The organism is Burkholderia lata (assembly GCF_902499025.1).
In the GTDB taxonomy this organism is placed as follows: Bacteria; Pseudomonadota; Gammaproteobacteria; order Burkholderiales; family Burkholderiaceae; genus Burkholderia; species Burkholderia lata_C.
Genome location: NZ_CABVPW010000038.1, coordinates 71,192 through 86,326 on the forward strand (window position 1 = coordinate 71,192; position 15,135 = coordinate 86,326).

Annotated in this window: 18 protein-coding genes; 9 read left to right on the forward strand and 9 right to left on the reverse strand. The window is 64.8% G+C overall.

The genetic code is table 11. From position 1 onward, the window contains the following. The first annotated feature begins 29 nt into the window (after positions 1–29). The 6 genes from BDI24065_RS31320 to BDI24065_RS31345 all read left to right on the forward strand — a co-directional run bounded on the left by BDI24065_RS31320 (position 30) and on the right by BDI24065_RS31345 (position 4,555). Positions 30–620: an NUDIX domain-containing protein gene (locus BDI24065_RS31320; protein ID WP_175034468.1), complete on the forward strand. Its 591-nt coding sequence runs from the start codon at positions 30–32 to the stop codon at positions 618–620. Positions 621–756: 136 nt separating this feature from the next. After that, positions 757–1,179 (forward strand): DUF1178 family protein, encoded by a 423-nt coding sequence (locus tag BDI24065_RS31325; RefSeq protein ID WP_122945890.1) that lies wholly within the window; start codon positions 757–759, stop codon positions 1,177–1,179. Positions 1,180–1,233: 54 nt separating this feature from the next. After that, positions 1,234–2,430, forward strand: coding sequence for an acyl-CoA dehydrogenase family protein (locus BDI24065_RS31330; RefSeq protein WP_175034469.1), 1,197 nt, complete (start codon positions 1,234–1,236; stop codon positions 2,428–2,430). 19 nt (positions 2,431–2,449) lie between these two features. Continuing rightward, entirely contained in the window at positions 2,450–3,583 is a 1,134-nt protein-coding gene (locus BDI24065_RS31335; protein WP_175034470.1) for an acyl-CoA dehydrogenase family protein, read from the forward strand. Positions 3,584–3,620: 37 nt separating this feature from the next. Continuing rightward, on the forward strand, positions 3,621–4,082 hold the full coding sequence (locus BDI24065_RS31340) for a MaoC family dehydratase (protein ID WP_175034471.1): 462 nt from the start codon (positions 3,621–3,623) through the stop codon (positions 4,080–4,082). Further along, on the forward strand, positions 4,079–4,555 hold the full coding sequence (locus BDI24065_RS31345; RefSeq protein ID WP_175034472.1) for a MaoC family dehydratase: 477 nt from the start codon (positions 4,079–4,081) through the stop codon (positions 4,553–4,555). The genes BDI24065_RS31340 and BDI24065_RS31345 overlap by 4 nt, the downstream gene beginning before the upstream one ends. A 47-nt stretch (positions 4,556–4,602) precedes the next feature. Here the strand turns inward: BDI24065_RS31345 and BDI24065_RS31350 are convergent, their stop codons facing one another. The 3 genes from BDI24065_RS31350 to BDI24065_RS31360 all read right to left on the reverse strand — a co-directional run bounded on the left by BDI24065_RS31350 (position 4,603) and on the right by BDI24065_RS31360 (position 6,523). Beyond that, positions 4,603–5,295 carry a glutathione binding-like protein gene (locus tag BDI24065_RS31350; RefSeq protein WP_175034473.1) on the reverse strand — a complete coding sequence of 231 codons (693 nt, stop codon included), beginning with the start codon at positions 5,293–5,295 and terminating at the stop codon, positions 4,603–4,605. Between the two features lie 248 nt (positions 5,296–5,543). Continuing rightward, complete coding sequence (locus BDI24065_RS31355; RefSeq protein ID WP_175034474.1) at positions 5,544–6,335, reverse strand: oxepin-CoA hydrolase, alternative type; 792 nt, start codon at positions 6,333–6,335, stop codon at positions 5,544–5,546. Further along, positions 6,332–6,523 (reverse strand): hypothetical protein, encoded by a 192-nt coding sequence (locus BDI24065_RS31360; protein WP_175034475.1) that lies wholly within the window; start codon positions 6,521–6,523, stop codon positions 6,332–6,334. Before BDI24065_RS31360 ends, BDI24065_RS31355 begins: the two co-directional genes overlap by 4 nt. Before the next feature lie 14 nt (positions 6,524–6,537). Between BDI24065_RS31360 and BDI24065_RS31365 the strand changes: the two genes are divergently transcribed. Then, the gene (locus BDI24065_RS31365) at positions 6,538–7,194 is read left to right on the forward strand and encodes a glutathione S-transferase (RefSeq protein ID WP_175034476.1); all 657 of its coding nucleotides are present in this window, start codon (positions 6,538–6,540) and stop codon (positions 7,192–7,194) included. Positions 7,195–7,236: 42 nt separating this feature from the next. On the opposite strand, the gene BDI24065_RS31370 is transcribed toward BDI24065_RS31365, so the two are convergent. Together BDI24065_RS31370 and BDI24065_RS31375 are read right to left on the reverse strand one after the other, a co-directional pair. Further along, complete coding sequence (locus BDI24065_RS31370; protein WP_175034477.1) at positions 7,237–8,409, reverse strand: pyridoxal phosphate-dependent aminotransferase; 1,173 nt, start codon at positions 8,407–8,409, stop codon at positions 7,237–7,239. A 33-nt stretch (positions 8,410–8,442) separates the two neighbouring features. Continuing rightward, positions 8,443–8,922, reverse strand: coding sequence for a putative toxin-antitoxin system toxin component, PIN family (locus BDI24065_RS31375; protein ID WP_089450945.1), 480 nt, complete (start codon positions 8,920–8,922; stop codon positions 8,443–8,445). Positions 8,923–8,979: 57 nt separating this feature from the next. On the opposite strand from BDI24065_RS31375, the gene yaaA reads away from it, so the two are divergent. Together yaaA and BDI24065_RS31385 are read left to right on the forward strand one after the other, a co-directional pair. Continuing rightward, positions 8,980–9,762: a peroxide stress protein YaaA gene (yaaA, locus tag BDI24065_RS31380; protein WP_175034478.1), complete on the forward strand. Its 783-nt coding sequence runs from the start codon at positions 8,980–8,982 to the stop codon at positions 9,760–9,762. Positions 9,763–9,850: 88 nt separating this feature from the next. After that, positions 9,851–11,005 (forward strand): M14 family metallopeptidase, encoded by a 1,155-nt coding sequence (locus BDI24065_RS31385; RefSeq protein WP_175034479.1) that lies wholly within the window; start codon positions 9,851–9,853, stop codon positions 11,003–11,005. A gap of 82 nt (positions 11,006–11,087) precedes the next feature. Here BDI24065_RS31385 and BDI24065_RS31390 read toward each other — a convergent pair whose 3' ends face one another. The 4 genes from BDI24065_RS31390 to BDI24065_RS31405 all read right to left on the reverse strand — a co-directional run bounded on the left by BDI24065_RS31390 (position 11,088) and on the right by BDI24065_RS31405 (position 14,900). Then, the gene (locus tag BDI24065_RS31390; RefSeq protein WP_175034486.1) at positions 11,088–11,744 is read right to left on the reverse strand and encodes a BspC domain-containing protein; all 657 of its coding nucleotides are present in this window, start codon (positions 11,742–11,744) and stop codon (positions 11,088–11,090) included. 139 nt (positions 11,745–11,883) lie between these two features. After that, positions 11,884–12,558, reverse strand: a complete 675-nt coding sequence (locus tag BDI24065_RS31395; RefSeq protein WP_175034480.1) for an energy-coupling factor ABC transporter permease — start codon at positions 12,556–12,558, stop codon at positions 11,884–11,886. A gap of 75 nt (positions 12,559–12,633) precedes the next feature. Next, positions 12,634–13,470, reverse strand: coding sequence for a response regulator transcription factor (locus tag BDI24065_RS31400; protein ID WP_175034481.1), 837 nt, complete (start codon positions 13,468–13,470; stop codon positions 12,634–12,636). Positions 13,471–13,682: 212 nt separating this feature from the next. Further along, the gene (locus BDI24065_RS31405) at positions 13,683–14,900 is read right to left on the reverse strand and encodes a DUF2863 family protein (protein WP_175034482.1); all 1,218 of its coding nucleotides are present in this window, start codon (positions 14,898–14,900) and stop codon (positions 13,683–13,685) included. Positions 14,901–15,135: the final 235 nt, after the last annotated feature.

The window sequence follows — 15,135 nt, forward strand, 5'->3', positions numbered from 1 at the left end:
GGCCGTCGCGCTCATTCCCGGAGCCGCCGATGGCCGACCTACCCAATCACGACGCCGCACTGACCGAAACCTGCCTCGAAAGCGAGGCGATTTTCGAAGGCTCGTTCCTCAAGCTCAAGCGCGATACCGTCCGTCTGCCGGACGGCAAGAAGGCCACACGCGAATACGTCCAGCACCCGGGCGCGGTGATGGTGATCCCGCTGTTCGACGACGGCCGCGTGCTGATGGAAAGTCAGTATCGCTACCCGATCGGCAAGGTGATGGCCGAGTTCCCGGCCGGCAAGCTCGATCCGAACGAAGGCGCGCTCGCGTGCGCCGTGCGCGAACTGCGCGAGGAAACGGGTTACACGGCACGCGAGTACGTGTTCCTGGCCCGGATTCACCCGATCATTTCCTATTCGACCGAATTCATCGACCTGTACCTGGCGCGCGGGCTGACGGCCGGCGAGCGCAAGCTCGATGAAGGCGAATTCCTCGAGACCTTCACCGCGACGCAGGCCGATCTGCAGGAATGGGTGCGTACGGGCCAGATCTCCGACGTAAAGACGATCATCGGCACGATGTGGCTCGACAAGGTGCTGTCCGGCACGTGGCCGCTCGGGCCGGTTCTGACGCCCTGAGCGCGGCGTCAGCGGCGGGTGGGGCGCCGCGTTACAATCCGGTGACGCGGCGCCTTCGCGTCGCGCGATCGGTATTTAGCACGATCGTTCACAAAACCGCTTTTTGCGCTACACTCGTCACACGCCCTGATTCAGCATGAAGGTCCTCGATTTACAGTGCCCGCACGGTCATCGGTTCGAAGGCTGGTTCGCTTCCGCCGATGAATTCGAAGCGCAGTTGTCCCGCAAGCTGGTCGAATGTCCGGTGTGCGGAACGACCGAGGTCAACCGTCTGCCGTCGGCGCCGCGCCTGAACCTGTCGGGCGCGACGCAGGCACAGCCGGCCGATCCGCGTGCACTGCAGGCACAGGTGATGCGTGCGCTGCGCGAGGTGCTGGAGAAAACCGAGAATGTGGGCGAGCGCTTCGCCGAGGAAGCGCGGCGCATCCATTACAACGAGGCGCCGGCACGCAGCATCCGTGGCGTCACGACGCCCGAAGATGTGCAATCCTTGGCCGAAGAAGGCATCGACGTGATGCCGCTGCCGATTCCTGCCGCGCTGAAAGAACCGCTGCAATAACGTATGCAGTGAGTTCTTGTCGGGCCGGACGGCTGCGGACAGGAGACACTGCGCATGGATCTGGATTATTCCCCCGCCGACGACGCGTTCCGCGTCGACGTCCGCGCCTGGCTTGAGGCCAACCTGCCTCACGCACTGCGCGCCAAAGTACTCGATCACAAACGACTCGACCGCGAGGATTTCGCGAGCTGGCACCGGATTCTCGGCCAGCGCGGCTGGTCTGCGCCCGCATGGCCGGTTGAATATGGCGGCCCGGGCTGGAACGCGACCCAACGACACATCTGGGACGAGGAGTGCGCACGGATCGGCGCGCCGACCGTGCTGCCGTTCGGCGTATCGATGGTCGCGCCCGTGTTGATGAAATACGGCAGCGAAGCGCAGAAACGTCATTACCTGCCGCGCATTCTCGACGGCTCGGACTGGTGGTGCCAGGGCTACTCGGAGCCGGGTTCGGGATCCGACCTTGCATCGCTGCGCACGCGCGCCGAGCGCCATGGCGACCACTACGTCGTCAATGGCCAGAAGACCTGGACGACGCTCGGCCAGTACGCCGACATGATGTTCTGCCTCGTACGCACCGATCCAGTCGCGAAGAAGCAGGAGGGCATCTCGTTCCTGCTGATCGACATGAAGACGCCCGGCATCACGGTGCGCCCGATCGTCATGCTCGACGAGGACCACGAGGTCAACGAGGTGTTCTTCGAGGACGTGAAGGTGCCGGTCGAGAATCTCGTCGGCGACGAGAACCGCGGCTGGACCTACGCGAAATACCTGCTTGGACACGAGCGCACCGGTATCGCGCGCGTCGGCGCGTCGAAGCGCGAGCTCGCGTTCCTGAAGCGCGTCGCCTCGAACCAGCGCAAGAACGGCAAGCCGTTGCTCGCCGATCCGGTTTTCGCCGCGAAGGTCGCGGCGCTCGAGGTCGAGCTGATGGCGCTCGAGGTGACGGTGCTGCGCGTCGTCAGCCGCGAGACGAGCGGCAAGGGGCCGGGCCCCGAGGCGTCGATGCTGAAGATCAAGGGCACGGAAGTGCAGCAGGCGCTCACCGAGCTGATGGTCGACGCGATCGGCCCGCTCGCCGCACCGTTCGACGTACCGTTCCTCGACGGCCAGCGCGAGCACAGCATCGCGGGCGACGACGATGCGGCACCGCTTGCCGCCTATTACTTCAATTACCGGAAGACATCGATCTACGGCGGTTCGAACGAGATCCAGAAAAACATCATCGCGCAGATGATTCTGGGGCTGTGATCAGGGAACGGAGACAACCATGGATTTCAGCTTTACCGATGAGCAGCAGCAGTTCGCCGACGCGCTGCGCCGTTATCTCGGCGAGCAATACGGCTTCGAAGCGCGCCAGGCTATCGTGCGCAGCGACGCGGGCGTGTCGGACACGCAATGGAGCGCATTCGCCGAGCTGGGGTTGACCGCGCTGCCCGTGCCGGACGCACAGGGTGGCTTCGGCGGCGGCCCGGTCGACATGCTGGTCGTGATGCAGGAGCTTGGCCGCGCGCTCGTGATCGAGCCGTACTGGGCAACGGCGGTGGGCGTCGAAGCCTTGCGCATCGCCGGCTCCGGCGCCGGTGAGGACGCGGCGTTGCTGGAGGCGGTTGCGCAGGGGCAGAAGCGTGTGGCGGTCGCGTTCCACGAACCGCACGCGCGCTACGACCTGTTCGAACTCGACACCCATGCGCGCGAGCAGGGCGGCACGTACCGGCTGACCGGCACGAAGTCGGTCGTTCAGCACGGCGCACAGGCGCATGCGTGGATCGTGCCCGCGCGCGTCGACGGCGGCGGCATTGGCCTCTTCGTCGTCGAACGGGATGCCGCGAACGCGAAGGTGGTCGACTACCGGACGATCGACGGACAGCGTGCCGCGACGATCGGGTTCAATGAAACGCCGGCGCGACTGCTGACGGGCGGTGCGCGCGACGCCGCGGCCCTCGAGCAGGTTGCCGATTACGCGACGTTCCTGCTGTGCGCGGAAGCGGTCGGTACGCTCGACGAACTGAATCGCGCGACGGTCGAATACACGAAGACGCGCGAGCAGTTCGGCGTGCCGATCGCGCGTTTCCAGGCGCTGCAGCACCGGATGGTCGACATGCTGATCCATGCCGAGCAGGCACGTTCGTTGACTTACCTGGCAGCCGTGCGCTACGCGAGCGGCGATGCCGATGCGCGGCGCAAGGCCGTGTCGGCCGCGAAAGCGCGTGTCGGCGCCGCCGCTCGCTTCGTCGGCCAGCAGGCCGTTCAACTGCATGGCGGCATGGGCGTGACCAACGAGGTCGCCGCTGCACACCTGTTCAAGCGGCTGACGATCATCGAGACGACGCTCGGCGATACCGATCATCATCTTGCCCGCATCGCGGCGCTGCCCGATTTCGCGCAGACCGACGCAGCATGACGGCGACGCGTGAGCGCGCCAGACAAGGAGACACCTAGTGGGCATCAGTTACGAAGACCTGGTGGTCGGCAGCACCACCGAAGTGGGTCGCTACACGTTCGAACCCGACGACATCAAGGCGTTCGCGCAACGCTACGACCCGCAGCCGTTCCACCTCGACGAAGAAGCCGGGAAGGCATCGCATTTCGGCGGGCTCGTCGCGAGCGGCTGGCATACGTGTTCGGTGTTCATGAGCCTGCTCATCAAGAAGCTCGGCCATGACTCGACCAGCATGGGTTCGCCGGGCATCGACTCGATTCGCTGGCTCAAGCCGGTGCGTGCCGGCGACACGATCACGATGTATCAGAAGGTCCACGACAAGCGCGTGTCGGAGAGCAAGCCCGACCGCGGCATCGTGTCGACGGAGTGGGTCGGCGTGAACGGCGCCGGCGAGACGGTGATCACCGTCCATACCAAGGTGATCTTCGGGCTGCGCCATCCGGGAGGCAAGCAGGCATGACCGACGTGACCTTGCCGCTGATCGCATCGGCACAGGCGCTGCAGGCGCGTGTCGGCGCAGAGCCGCTCGCGAGCGGCTGGATCGCGATCGACCAGCGTCGTGTCGATGGCTTTGCCGATGCGACCGGCGATCATCAATGGATTCACGTCGATCCGGAGCGCGCGCGGCGCGAGTCGCCGTTCGGCGGCCCGATCGCGCACGGGTTCCTGACGCTGTCGCTGATTCCGGCGCTGATGGCCGACGCGATGCGTTTCGAGCAGAAGATGGGCGTGAACTACGGACTGAACCGCGTGCGGTTCCTGAAGCCGGTGCCGGTCGGTGCGCGTGTGCGTGCGCTGTTTGCGGTCAAGGAAACCGCCGAGGCCGCGAAAGGCGGTGTGCAGGTGACATGGTCGGTGACGATGCAGGTCGAGGATCCCGCCGCGCCGCTGCCTGTCTGCGCGGCGGAATTCATCACGCTGCATTACTTCTGACGAGCGGAGCGGCATCCACGGATGCCGCTCCGCTCGTCACATGCGTGTCAGTGCTTTGCGTATTGCGTCGCGCCGAACAGCACTTCGCGTGCCTTGTCGTCCTGCAGCGCCTTGCGCATCGATGCGAGCACTTCGACGCCGCGCTGCACGGCTGGCCGCGCGGCAATCGCCTCTTGCCAGCGTTTCACGTTCGGCAATTCGTCGAGCACGATGCCCTGGTTCTGCCACGAGCGCGTCCACGGGAACGTCGCAATGTCCGCGATCGTGTACGCGTCGCCCGCGAGATATTCGGATTCGCCGAGCCGTTTGTCCATCACGTTGTACAGGCGCTTCGCCTCGTTCGTGTAGCGGTTGACCGCATATTCGATCTTCTCCGGCGCATACAGGCGAAAATGGTGCGCCTGCCCGAGCATCGGGCCGACGCCGCCCATCTGGAACATCAGCCATTCGAGCGTCGCGTAGCGTGCAGCCGGATCGGTCGGCAGGAACTTGCCGGTCTTCTCCGCGAGGTAGATCAGGATCGCGCCCGATTCGAACAGCGAGATCGGCTGGCCGCCGGGGCCATCCGGATCGACGATCGCGGGGATCTTGTTGTTCGGGCTGATCTTCAGGAATTCCGGCTTGAACTGGTCGCCCGCGCCGATATCGACCGGATGGGCACGATAGGCGAGGCCGGTTTCCTCGAGCATGATGTGCACCTTGTGGCCGTTCGGGGTCGCCCAGCTATAGACGTCGATCATCGTGAACTCCTTGATTGCATGCGCGAAAAACGGCGCCGGCAGCGCCGCGACAGGCGGTCATTAGAGCATGGATCGATATGGGCTGCTGGCGACGGAAATGCGCGTGCCGATGCGTGCGTGCGCGTGTTGAGCGACCTGGCGTCGGGGGGCGATCGCATGTCGTTCTGAAGCGCCGAGATGGGGGCGTCGCCGTGCAGCATCGGGGCGATGCCGTGGCGACGCGTCAATTCGAAAGCCGGCTCGACGGCTCAGCGCTTGTAGCGCGGTGGGCGCTTCTCGAGAAACGCGGTGATGCCTTCGAGCCCGTCCGCATGATGCAGCGACGCGACGAAATGATCGCGCTCCGTGCCGAGATGGGCGTCGAGCGGTTGCATCGTCGCGTCGTCGAGTAGCGACTTGATGCGCGTGAGCGCGTTCGGCGAGATGCCGGCGAGCGTATCGGCCCATGCGAGCGCGTCGGTCAGCGCCGCGCCGGGCACGGCGAGCCGGTTGACGACGCCGAGCGTGTGCAGACGTTCGGCTGCGACAGGCTTGCCTTCGAACAGGATCTCGGCCGCGATCGCGCGCGGCAGCGCGCGGGCGATGAACCACGAACCGCCCCCGTCGGGCGTCAGGCCGACACGCGCGTACGACATCACGAACTTCGCATCGTGCGCGGCGACGATCAGGTCGCACGCGAGCGCGAGCGAGAAGCCCGCGCCCGCCGCGGCGCCTTCGACCGCTGCGATCACCGGCTTCGTCGAAGCGTGAATCGCCGTCACCCATGCGGCGAGCTGATCGATGCTGTCGGCCTGGTAGGACGGATCCTTCGAGCGGTTGTCGAGCAGCCGGTTCAGGTTGCCGCCCGCGCAGAAGAAGCGATCGGCGCCGGTGAGTACGACCGCGCGAATCCCTGGATCGCGTTCGGCGGTGGCGAGCGCTTCGATGCCGGCCGCGTACATGTCCGGATGCAGCGCGTTGCGTGCGCCGGGATTGGATAGCGTGAGGACGAGCGTCGATTCGCTCTCGGGCGGACGCGAGGCCAGCAGTTCAGCACTCATGCGAGGGTGTCTCCATCGGATGGCGGGGCTGCGGCGCCGCGCGCGTAGCGCTTGCTGATGCAGCCGATGCCGTAGCGGATGTAATGTTGTCGTGACGGACGCAAAACTTGCTTTAGACTAGCACGAACGTGCTTTTCAGCGCGATGAATCCCGATGCGGCCGGCATCGATGCGGCCGCGCTTCAGCAAGGAAGGAGACTCCGATGCTACAGCTGTGCGGTATTCCGTTGTCCAACTATTACAACAAGGTGAAGTTCGTCCTGCTCGAGCACGACATTCCGTTCGAGGAGTCGGTGTGCGGTTTGCCGATCAGCGATCCGGCGCAGCTCGCCGATTCGCCGCTCGGCAAGATTCCGTTTCTGAAGACCGAAGAAGGCGCGTTGTTCGAGTCGCAGGTGATCATCGAGTACCTGGCGGCGCGCTATCCCGAGAAAGGCATTTTTCCGGCAAGCCCGTTTGCGAGCGCGAAGGTGCGCGAACTGATCGAGACACTCGAGCTGTATCTCGAATGGACGGCGCGCGAGGTCTATACCGAAGCGTTTTTCGGCGGCAAGGTCAGCGACGGGATGAAGGCCCACGTCGAGAAGCGCCTGCCGCGCGCGATCGATGCGTTCAAGCAGATGACGCAGTTTTCTCCGTATGTGCTCGGCGAGTCGTTCGGACTCGCAGACATCGCCGCCTGGGTCCATCTGCCGGTCATCGGCATGGCGACGAAGGCGATATTCGGACGCGATTTCCTGCTCGACGCCGGCATCGACTGGAAGGCGCATGCGAAGCAGGTGGGCGAGCGCCCTGTCGCGCAGCGCGTGGCGGCCGAGCGCAAGGCGTATATCGACGCGACGAGCGTCGCGCGTTCGTAAGCGCGGTTCCCGCAGGGCGGCGTACGGCCGCCCGTGCGGGCCTTACAGGCGGGCGAGTCGTTCGAGCGCGGCCGCGAGCGTGCTTTCCTGCTTCGCGAAGCAGAATCGGACGACGCCCGATTCGTGCGGCTCGTGATAGAACGCCGACACCGGAATGGCGGCCACGCCGATCTCCGACGTGAGCCACTTCGAGAATTCCGCTTCCGGAAGGTCGCTGATCGCCGAATAATCGACGCACTGGAAGTACGTGCCCGTGCAGGGCAGCAGCTTGAAGCGCGTGCGCTCGAGGCCCGCCCGGAAGAAGTCGCGCTTCTTCTGGTAGAAGTCGGCGAGCGTCAGGTACGGCGCCGGGTCGCGCAGGTAGTCGGCGAGCCCGATCTGCATCGGCGTGTTCACCGTGAATACGTTGAACTGGTGGACCTTGCGGAATTCCGAGGTCAGCGCGGCAGGCGCCGCGACATAGCCGACCTTCCAGCCCGTCACGTGATAGGTCTTGCCGAAGCTCGACACGATGAAGCTGCGCGCGGCGAGTTCCGGATAGCGTGCGACGCTCTCGTGGCGCGCGCCGTCATAGACCATGTGCTCGTAGACCTCGTCGGACAGGATCAGCACGTTGGTGCCGCGCACGATCTCCTCGAGCTTGCGCATGTCCGCCTCGCGCCACACGGTACCCGTCGGGTTGTGCGGCGTGTTGATCAGGATCATGCGTGTTTTCGGCGTGATCGCGGCCGCCAGACGGTCGAACGGGATCGCGTAGTCGGGCGCCTCCAGCGTGACGAACACGGGCTTGCCGCCCGCGAGTTCGATCGACGGCAGGTAGCTGTCGTAGGTCGGTTCGACGACGATTACTTCGTCACCCGGATGCACCGTGCACAGGATCGCCGTCAGCAGCGCCTGCGTCGCGCCGGCCGTCACGGTGATTTCGGTTGCCGGATCGTAACGCCGGCCGTAGACCTGCGCGATCTTGTCCGCGATCGCGTCGCGCAGCGGCGCGACACCGGCCATCGGCGGATACTGGTTGTGCCCGTTGCGCATCGCGCCGGCAACCGCATCGACGATGCGCGGATCGCAGTCGAAATCCGGAAAGCCCTGACCGAGGTTCACCGCGCCTTTTTCTGCGGCAAGCGCGCTCATGACCGTGAAGATCGTCGTGCCGACGTTCGGCAGGCGCGAGGGGAAAACGGGAGTCGTTGGCATGTCTGAAGGAGCGTTCATCGATACGGTCGAAATCGGGTGGGGGTGCGTGCGTCAGGCAGGCGTGGCGTCGAGCGCGCAGGCCTCGGCAAAGGGCGCGGGTTGTGCGATCCGGAAGCCGAAGTCGCGTGCGGTCCGCTTCGCGAGCTTCAGCAGCGCGCGGTCTTTCGACACGAGCCACTCGGCCTGCGCGGCGCGGGCGAGTTCAAGAAACTTCTGGTCGTCGCGGTCCTTGCACTTCGGCAGTGGCGGCGCGTCGGCGTCGATGGCCGGCGGCTCGACGAGGCTCGCGAGGCGGGCGACGGTTGCGAGCGCGGCCGCCTTGTCGACAGCGCGCGACTGGAACTGAGGATAGTCGAGTACATACTCGAGTTCGGTCAGGCAGCGACCGTCGATCACGGCGGCAAGCGTGCCACGTTCGAGCGCGGCACGGATCGGGCGCGTAGCAGGGTCGTCGAATACGAGGATGTCGATCCAGACGTTCGAGTCGAGCACGACGCGATGTGCGGCATGCGGGGCGAGAGAGCGGGTCATTCGTTACAATCGGTGGTTTTCGTCTGACCGCAAGGCACGGCGTGCCAGCGAGCCTCTATGATAATCGTTCTCTCCCCAGCCAAATCCCTCGACTACGATACGCCCGCGCACGTCCAGTCTTACACGAAGCCTGCATTCGTCGATGACGCGTCGGAACTGATCGACGGCCTGCGCAAGCTTTCGCCGCAGGACATCGCGACGCTGATGGATATCTCCGATCCGCTCGCGCGCCTGAATTTCCAGCGTTACGCGGACTGGTCGCCGACCTTTACGCCGGCCAATGCGAAGCAGGCCGTGCTCGCGTTCAACGGCGACGTATATGAGGGATTCGACGCCAAATCGCTGTCGTCCGCCGATCTCGACTATGCGCAGCAGCACGTGCGCGTGCTGTCGGGCCTGTACGGGCTGCTGCGCCCGCTCGACCTGCTGCAGCCGTACCGTCTCGAGATGGGTACGCGCTTCGCGAACGCGCGCGGCAAGGACCTGTACGCGTTCTGGGGCGACCGCATCACGCGGGCGCTGAACGAGCAGCTCGAAACGCGCAGCGGCGCGGCGCGCGTGCTGGTCAACTGCGCGTCGACCGAATACTTCAAGTCGGTCAAGCCGAAACTGCTGGCCGCGCCCGTCATTACCCCGGTGTTCGAGGACTGGAAGGGCGGCCGCTACAAGATCATCAGCTTCCATGCGAAGCGTGCGCGCGGCCTGATGGCGCGTTTTATCGTCGAGAACCGTATTACCGACCCGACGGCGCTGAAGGATTTCGCGACGGAAGGCTATGCGTTCGATGCGGCTGCGTCGAACGATTCGACTTACGTATATCGCCGGCGAGTCGGCGAGTGACCCTGCCGGCCGTTCACGAGACGGCCGGCGCATGCATGAGGCCGGGCAAGCGCTACACCGCCTGTTCCGGTCGCCCAAGGAGAGACAGATGGCCCTTTCGATCACCAGCAATTTCGACGCAGGCGCAATCGACGTCGTGTCGTGCGACAGCCCCGATGCGATTCGGCTGCGCGTGCGTGGCGACAACCGCTCGGAATTCGCGCAATGGTTCTATTACCGCTTGACGGGCGCGCGCGGCGAGCGCTGCGTGATGACGTTCGAGAATGCTGCCGAATGCGCGTATCCGTCGGGCTGGCGCAATTACAGCGCGGTGGCGAGCTATGACCGCGTCGACTGGTTCCGCGTGCCGACGACGTTCGACGGCAAGACGATGACCATCGACCATACGCCGGAATTCGACAGCATCTACTACGCATATTTCGAACCGTACTCGGAAGAGCGTCACGCGGCGTTTCTCGGCGCAGTCCAGCAGTTGCCGCAGGCGAGCGTCGTCGAGCTCGGCCGCACGGTCGAAGGTCGCCCGATGTCGCTGCTCACGCTCGGTACGCCCGACACCGACGGCGCGCCGAAGAAGAAGGTGTGGATCATCGCGCGTCAGCATCCCGGCGAGTCGATGGCCGAGTGGTTCGTCGAAGGCCTCGTCAAGCGGCTGGCCGGATGGGGCGACTGGGCCGGCGATCCGGTCGCACGCAAGCTCTACGATCGCGTGACGTTCCACATTGTCCCGAACATGAACCCGGACGGCAGCGTGCACGGCAACCTGCGTACCAATGCGGTTGGCGCGAACCTGAACCGCGAGTGGATGGCGCCCGATGCCGAGCGCAGCCCCGAGGTGCTGGCCGTGCGCGATGCGATCCATGCGATCGGCTGCGACATGTTCTTCGACATTCACGGTGACGAGGATCTGCCGTACGTGTTCGTTGCCGGGTCGGAGATGCTGCCGAGCTTTACCGAGCAGCAGGGCAAGGAGCAGACCGCGTTCATCGAAGCGTTCAAGGTCGCGAGCCCCGACTTCCAGACCGAACACGGCTATGCGGCGAGCAAGTACAAGGAGGACGCGCTCAAGCTCGCGTCGAAGTACATCGGCCACCAGTTCGGCTGCCTGTCTCTGACGCTCGAGATGCCGTTCAAGGACAACGCGAACCTGCCCGACGAGCGAGTCGGCTGGAACGGCGAGCGAAGCGCGGCGCTTGGCGCGGCGATGCTGGCGGCGATCCTGGTGCACGTCGACACGTTCGCGTAAGCGTAGCGTCGCCGTATGAAAAAAGCCGGGGCATCTCAGGATGCCCCGGCTTTTTTGCTTTTGTCGACGCGGCTTCGTCGTATCAGGACTTCTTCGCGGTTTTCTTCTTCACGACCTTCTTCTGGCCGCTCGACTTTTTCGTTGCGACGGCTTTCTTGCTGCCGGTGCGGCCCGATGCCTTTGCCTTGCCCTTGCCGTGGTGCGACTTGCCCTTGAATTTCTTCGTCGAGGACGTGGAGCGCTCGGCGCGCGGCTTCAGCGGCGGAACCGGATCGTTCCAGCTGAACGCGAGCATTTGCTGACCGACATAGCCGCACCGGAATTTCAGCGGTGTCGGGTCGCTGCCGTCGCTGTGGATGCCGAGCCCGTCGACGGTGACGATATTGTCGACCTTCACGCGCTGCTTGCCCTGGTCGAACGAGTCGTTCCATGGCGTGATCGTCGCGTTGCCGCTGTCGAAGGCGTTCGGCGCGAAGTCGACACGATCGAAGGCCGACGACGTGCTGGCGATGAAGCTGCCGTGCGCCGCACAATCGGCGGCGAGCGGATCGGCATGCATTTCGTTGACGAATTTGTTGATCAGTTCGGAGCGCTGGTCGAGCAGGTCGGCGAATGCCGGTGTCGGAAGCGCAAGTGACAGGCCCGCAATACAGGCTGCCAGCTTGCCGAGCGCCCGGAAAATCCGGAGCGACGCAGGAGAGCTGTCCATCTGGTTATTGGTGAGGAGCGAATGAGACATCGGGCACGTATAGATGCCCGATGAAGAACCGGAGTTCAATCTTAGCGTAAAAAAGTTGTGCGGCAGTAGATGTCGCATTCTGCCGCACCGCGCGAGGTACTGCCGGCACATGATGACGATGCCGCGGCAGGCGGGCAATTCAGGCGCGCGGGCCGCCGAGGCGATAGCGCCGGACGTCGAAGGTCGTGACCCATGCGGGGCGGTAGACGGCGATGAGTGCCGTCGCCATGCCGGTGAACCACGCTTCGCCGAGGGCGAGCAGCGCAGTGTTCAGCAGATAGCCGGCCGGGATCACGACGGGCACGCCATCGGCGAGCGCGAGCTGGACCCCGGCCGCGGCAGCGGCAACCGCGACGATCGCAATGGCCGGCGACAGGAATCCCTGGCCGGTGATGAACGACGCGAGATTGTGCGGCAACCATGCGAGCGCGGCGCGCTGCAGCAATGCCGACACGGCGACCGGCAGCGCGCCGTAGACCAGATAGGTCAGGCCAATGCCCTGCCACGGCGCGTCGAACATGATCGCGGCGACCGCCGTGATGGCGCCCATCGCGATCAGGGCGAGTGTCCAGTCGAACAGTGTGACGAGCAGCGTCGCGCCGAGCAGATGCATGACGATGCCATCTTCGAGCCACGCATTCGAGGCCCAGAGGACCGCAATGGCGGTGACGAGCGCGAGCCACACGTGCTGGAGCGTGGCGTCCTGCAGGCGCACGAAGGGATGCTTCCAGATCGCGAGCGCGAGCAGGGCCACGGCGGCGATCCAGCCGCCGATGCCAACCCAGAGCGGAAGCGGTGTGAAAAGAAAACCCATGCGTTCATATTACTCGTTGAGCATCAAAGGTGGGAATCCGCACACGCCGACCGTCGCAATATCGAGACTGTTTGCCTAGCGTTCGCGCCGGAACCGCGCCGGCGGCTCGGCAGCGATCGGCAGGTCCTGTCCGCCGTCGATCGAGGCCTGCAACGGGTACGGGCGGTCATTCCGTTGCGTACGCAGCGGAACCGGGCCGTGTTCGCCGATAGGCGGCTTGCGTGTGCGACTGCGGTTCGCCAGCAGCACCTCGAGGTGGGGCGACAGCCAGCCGTTGTAGATCGCGACCGCGGCGGCGCGGTTGGCGGCACCAAGCTGCTGGAAGATGCTGGCGAGGTGGATCTTGACGGTGCCTTCGCTGATGCCGAGCGTCCGGGCGATCATCTTGTTGGTGCTGCCCATGTGGACGAAGCGCATGATCTGCGCTTGCCGCGGCGACAAGAGGCCGTTCGGCGGCCGGCGGGGAAGCGACCCGGCAAGTGTCTGGAAATGGGCATCGTAGCGCGCCGCTGCGGTGGAAGGCAGCAGGCGGAGCGCGATCGGCGGGATGTAGTGCCCGCCCAGCAGCACGATCTCGAGTGCACGCACGATCAGGTGCGGCCGGGTGGAATGCGGGATCACACCCGAGACGCCGTAGTTGAAGAAGCGTTTGATGGCTTCCGGCGATGTTTCGTCGACCAGGACGGCGACGGGTGTCGGCGAGCACGCGCTGCAGAGCGCCTGAAGCTCGCTGAGGCGGCCGACGTCGAGCCAGTCGATCGCGACGAGGTCGAATCGCTGGTTTCGCAACAGCCTGCGCGCCTGGAAGCTGTCGGGCGCATCGTTGATGCTGGCGTGACGGTCGATCTGTCGCAACAGGGCCTTCAGTCCGTCACGCCGCTCGGCGTCTGAATTGAGCATCAGGAACCGCATATTCAACCTCCGTAATGTGAGCCATTGATCTGCCGTCTGGCATGCGTTGGGTCTGATAATGACAAAGACCTTACACGATGTCTGCTTGGCTGAAAGGCTTAGGAAAAGTATGAAATTTCGGGCGGCGGGAGGTCGGACAAGTAAAAAGCCGCTCCGGCGGGAACCGTGAGCGGCTTCGAATGGGCGTGCCCGTCAGGGCACTGCCGTGGGGATCAGTGGAAGTGCGGCTGGGAGGGTGACGCGTCTTCCGGCATTTCCGCGTGGACGATTTCGCCGAGCGGATCTGCGTAGAGCGGTACGCCGCAGTCATCGCAGTATTCGGGTTCGAAGCGGCCCGCGTGCCGCCTGACGTCGGTTACGCCGCATTCCTTCAGCAGGCTCACGATTTCCTCGACCGGTCCTTCGATCGGCGCTTCGCCCTCGAGCGTCGCGCTGTCGATCGACATGTCGCCGTTTTCACGGCCGTAGAGCGGCCACACGACGCCGTAGATTACGTCGTTGCTGGCACGCCGCGTGAAGCCGACACGGTACTCGTCGATACGGCGTTCGCCGAAGCCGGCGACCACCGCGCGCAGCTCTTGCGGCGCTACACCAAGTGTGTCGAAAAGATAACGAATGGCCGTTCTGACCGTGTGCGGACGCACGCGTTCGTCCGCATCGCGGCAGGCCGAATAGTACGCGTCCGGAAGTAGGCATTCGAATTCGCAGCCGGGCAGGGCAATCGACAGGTTCGGGCCGCCCTGGGCCGTCCATTGCTCGAGGCACTGGCCACGTTCGATCCGGCTGCCGTTTTCTTCTTCCTGCCAGCGGAACAGCGGTGCGCCGGCGGGGGCCGCGACGACGGCGAGCAGGAAGCGCGGGTCGGCCAGGATCGGCGACGTTTCGGGCAGGTCGCCGAAGCTGAGCTTGGGCGTGTGCTGGCTGATCGCCGCATGCGCGAGCTGCTGGGCCAGCCGGTAGGTTTCGACGTGATGTCGCGGCAACTGGTCGATGCTGTAGAGGAACGGCGCAAGCCCGACGAGGGTGCCGTTCGCAAGGACGTGGGCTTGCAGGTGCGTTCGCAGCGCATCGGCAACGTCACCCTTGAGCGGGCCCGACGGAATCATGTAGCGCGTCCATGCGAGGACCGGGACGGCGACCAGCAGCGCATCGTACGGTTGGCCGTCGTGCTCGATCACCATCGATTCGCTGTGCGTCTCGGCCATGTCGGCGAGCGCGCCATAGGCGTCGGGATGATTCTGCTGAAGATGGTCGAGCGCTGCGTCGAGCGTAGTCTGGTTGCCGTTGCGGACAATCTTGGCGAGCAGCGCGTCGAGCTTCGCTTCCCAGAAGCGATCCTCGATGCGGCTGCCCGAGGCGAAGAGCGCAAGCGACAGACCGACCAGTTTGTCGGCATCGGGGGGGAGGCGTTTGGCGATTCGCTGGCGCATATTAAAGACGTATATAGAAAGAGGCGAAGAACCTCACATTCTAGTCCGTTCTTTGCACCATAAGCGGTCTCGTGCCGAGGCGTGGCAGGCCGGCCGAATTGCAGCTTTTGTAAAAAAGTTGCTTCAAACCCCTTGCGCGAATGCCGGGAGCTGCCTACAATCACGCCTCTTTCGCGCTAACGGAAACGCGGCGCGGAAGAGGGAAGCAGGGCTGGTGGTGTGCTGGAGTCTGGAG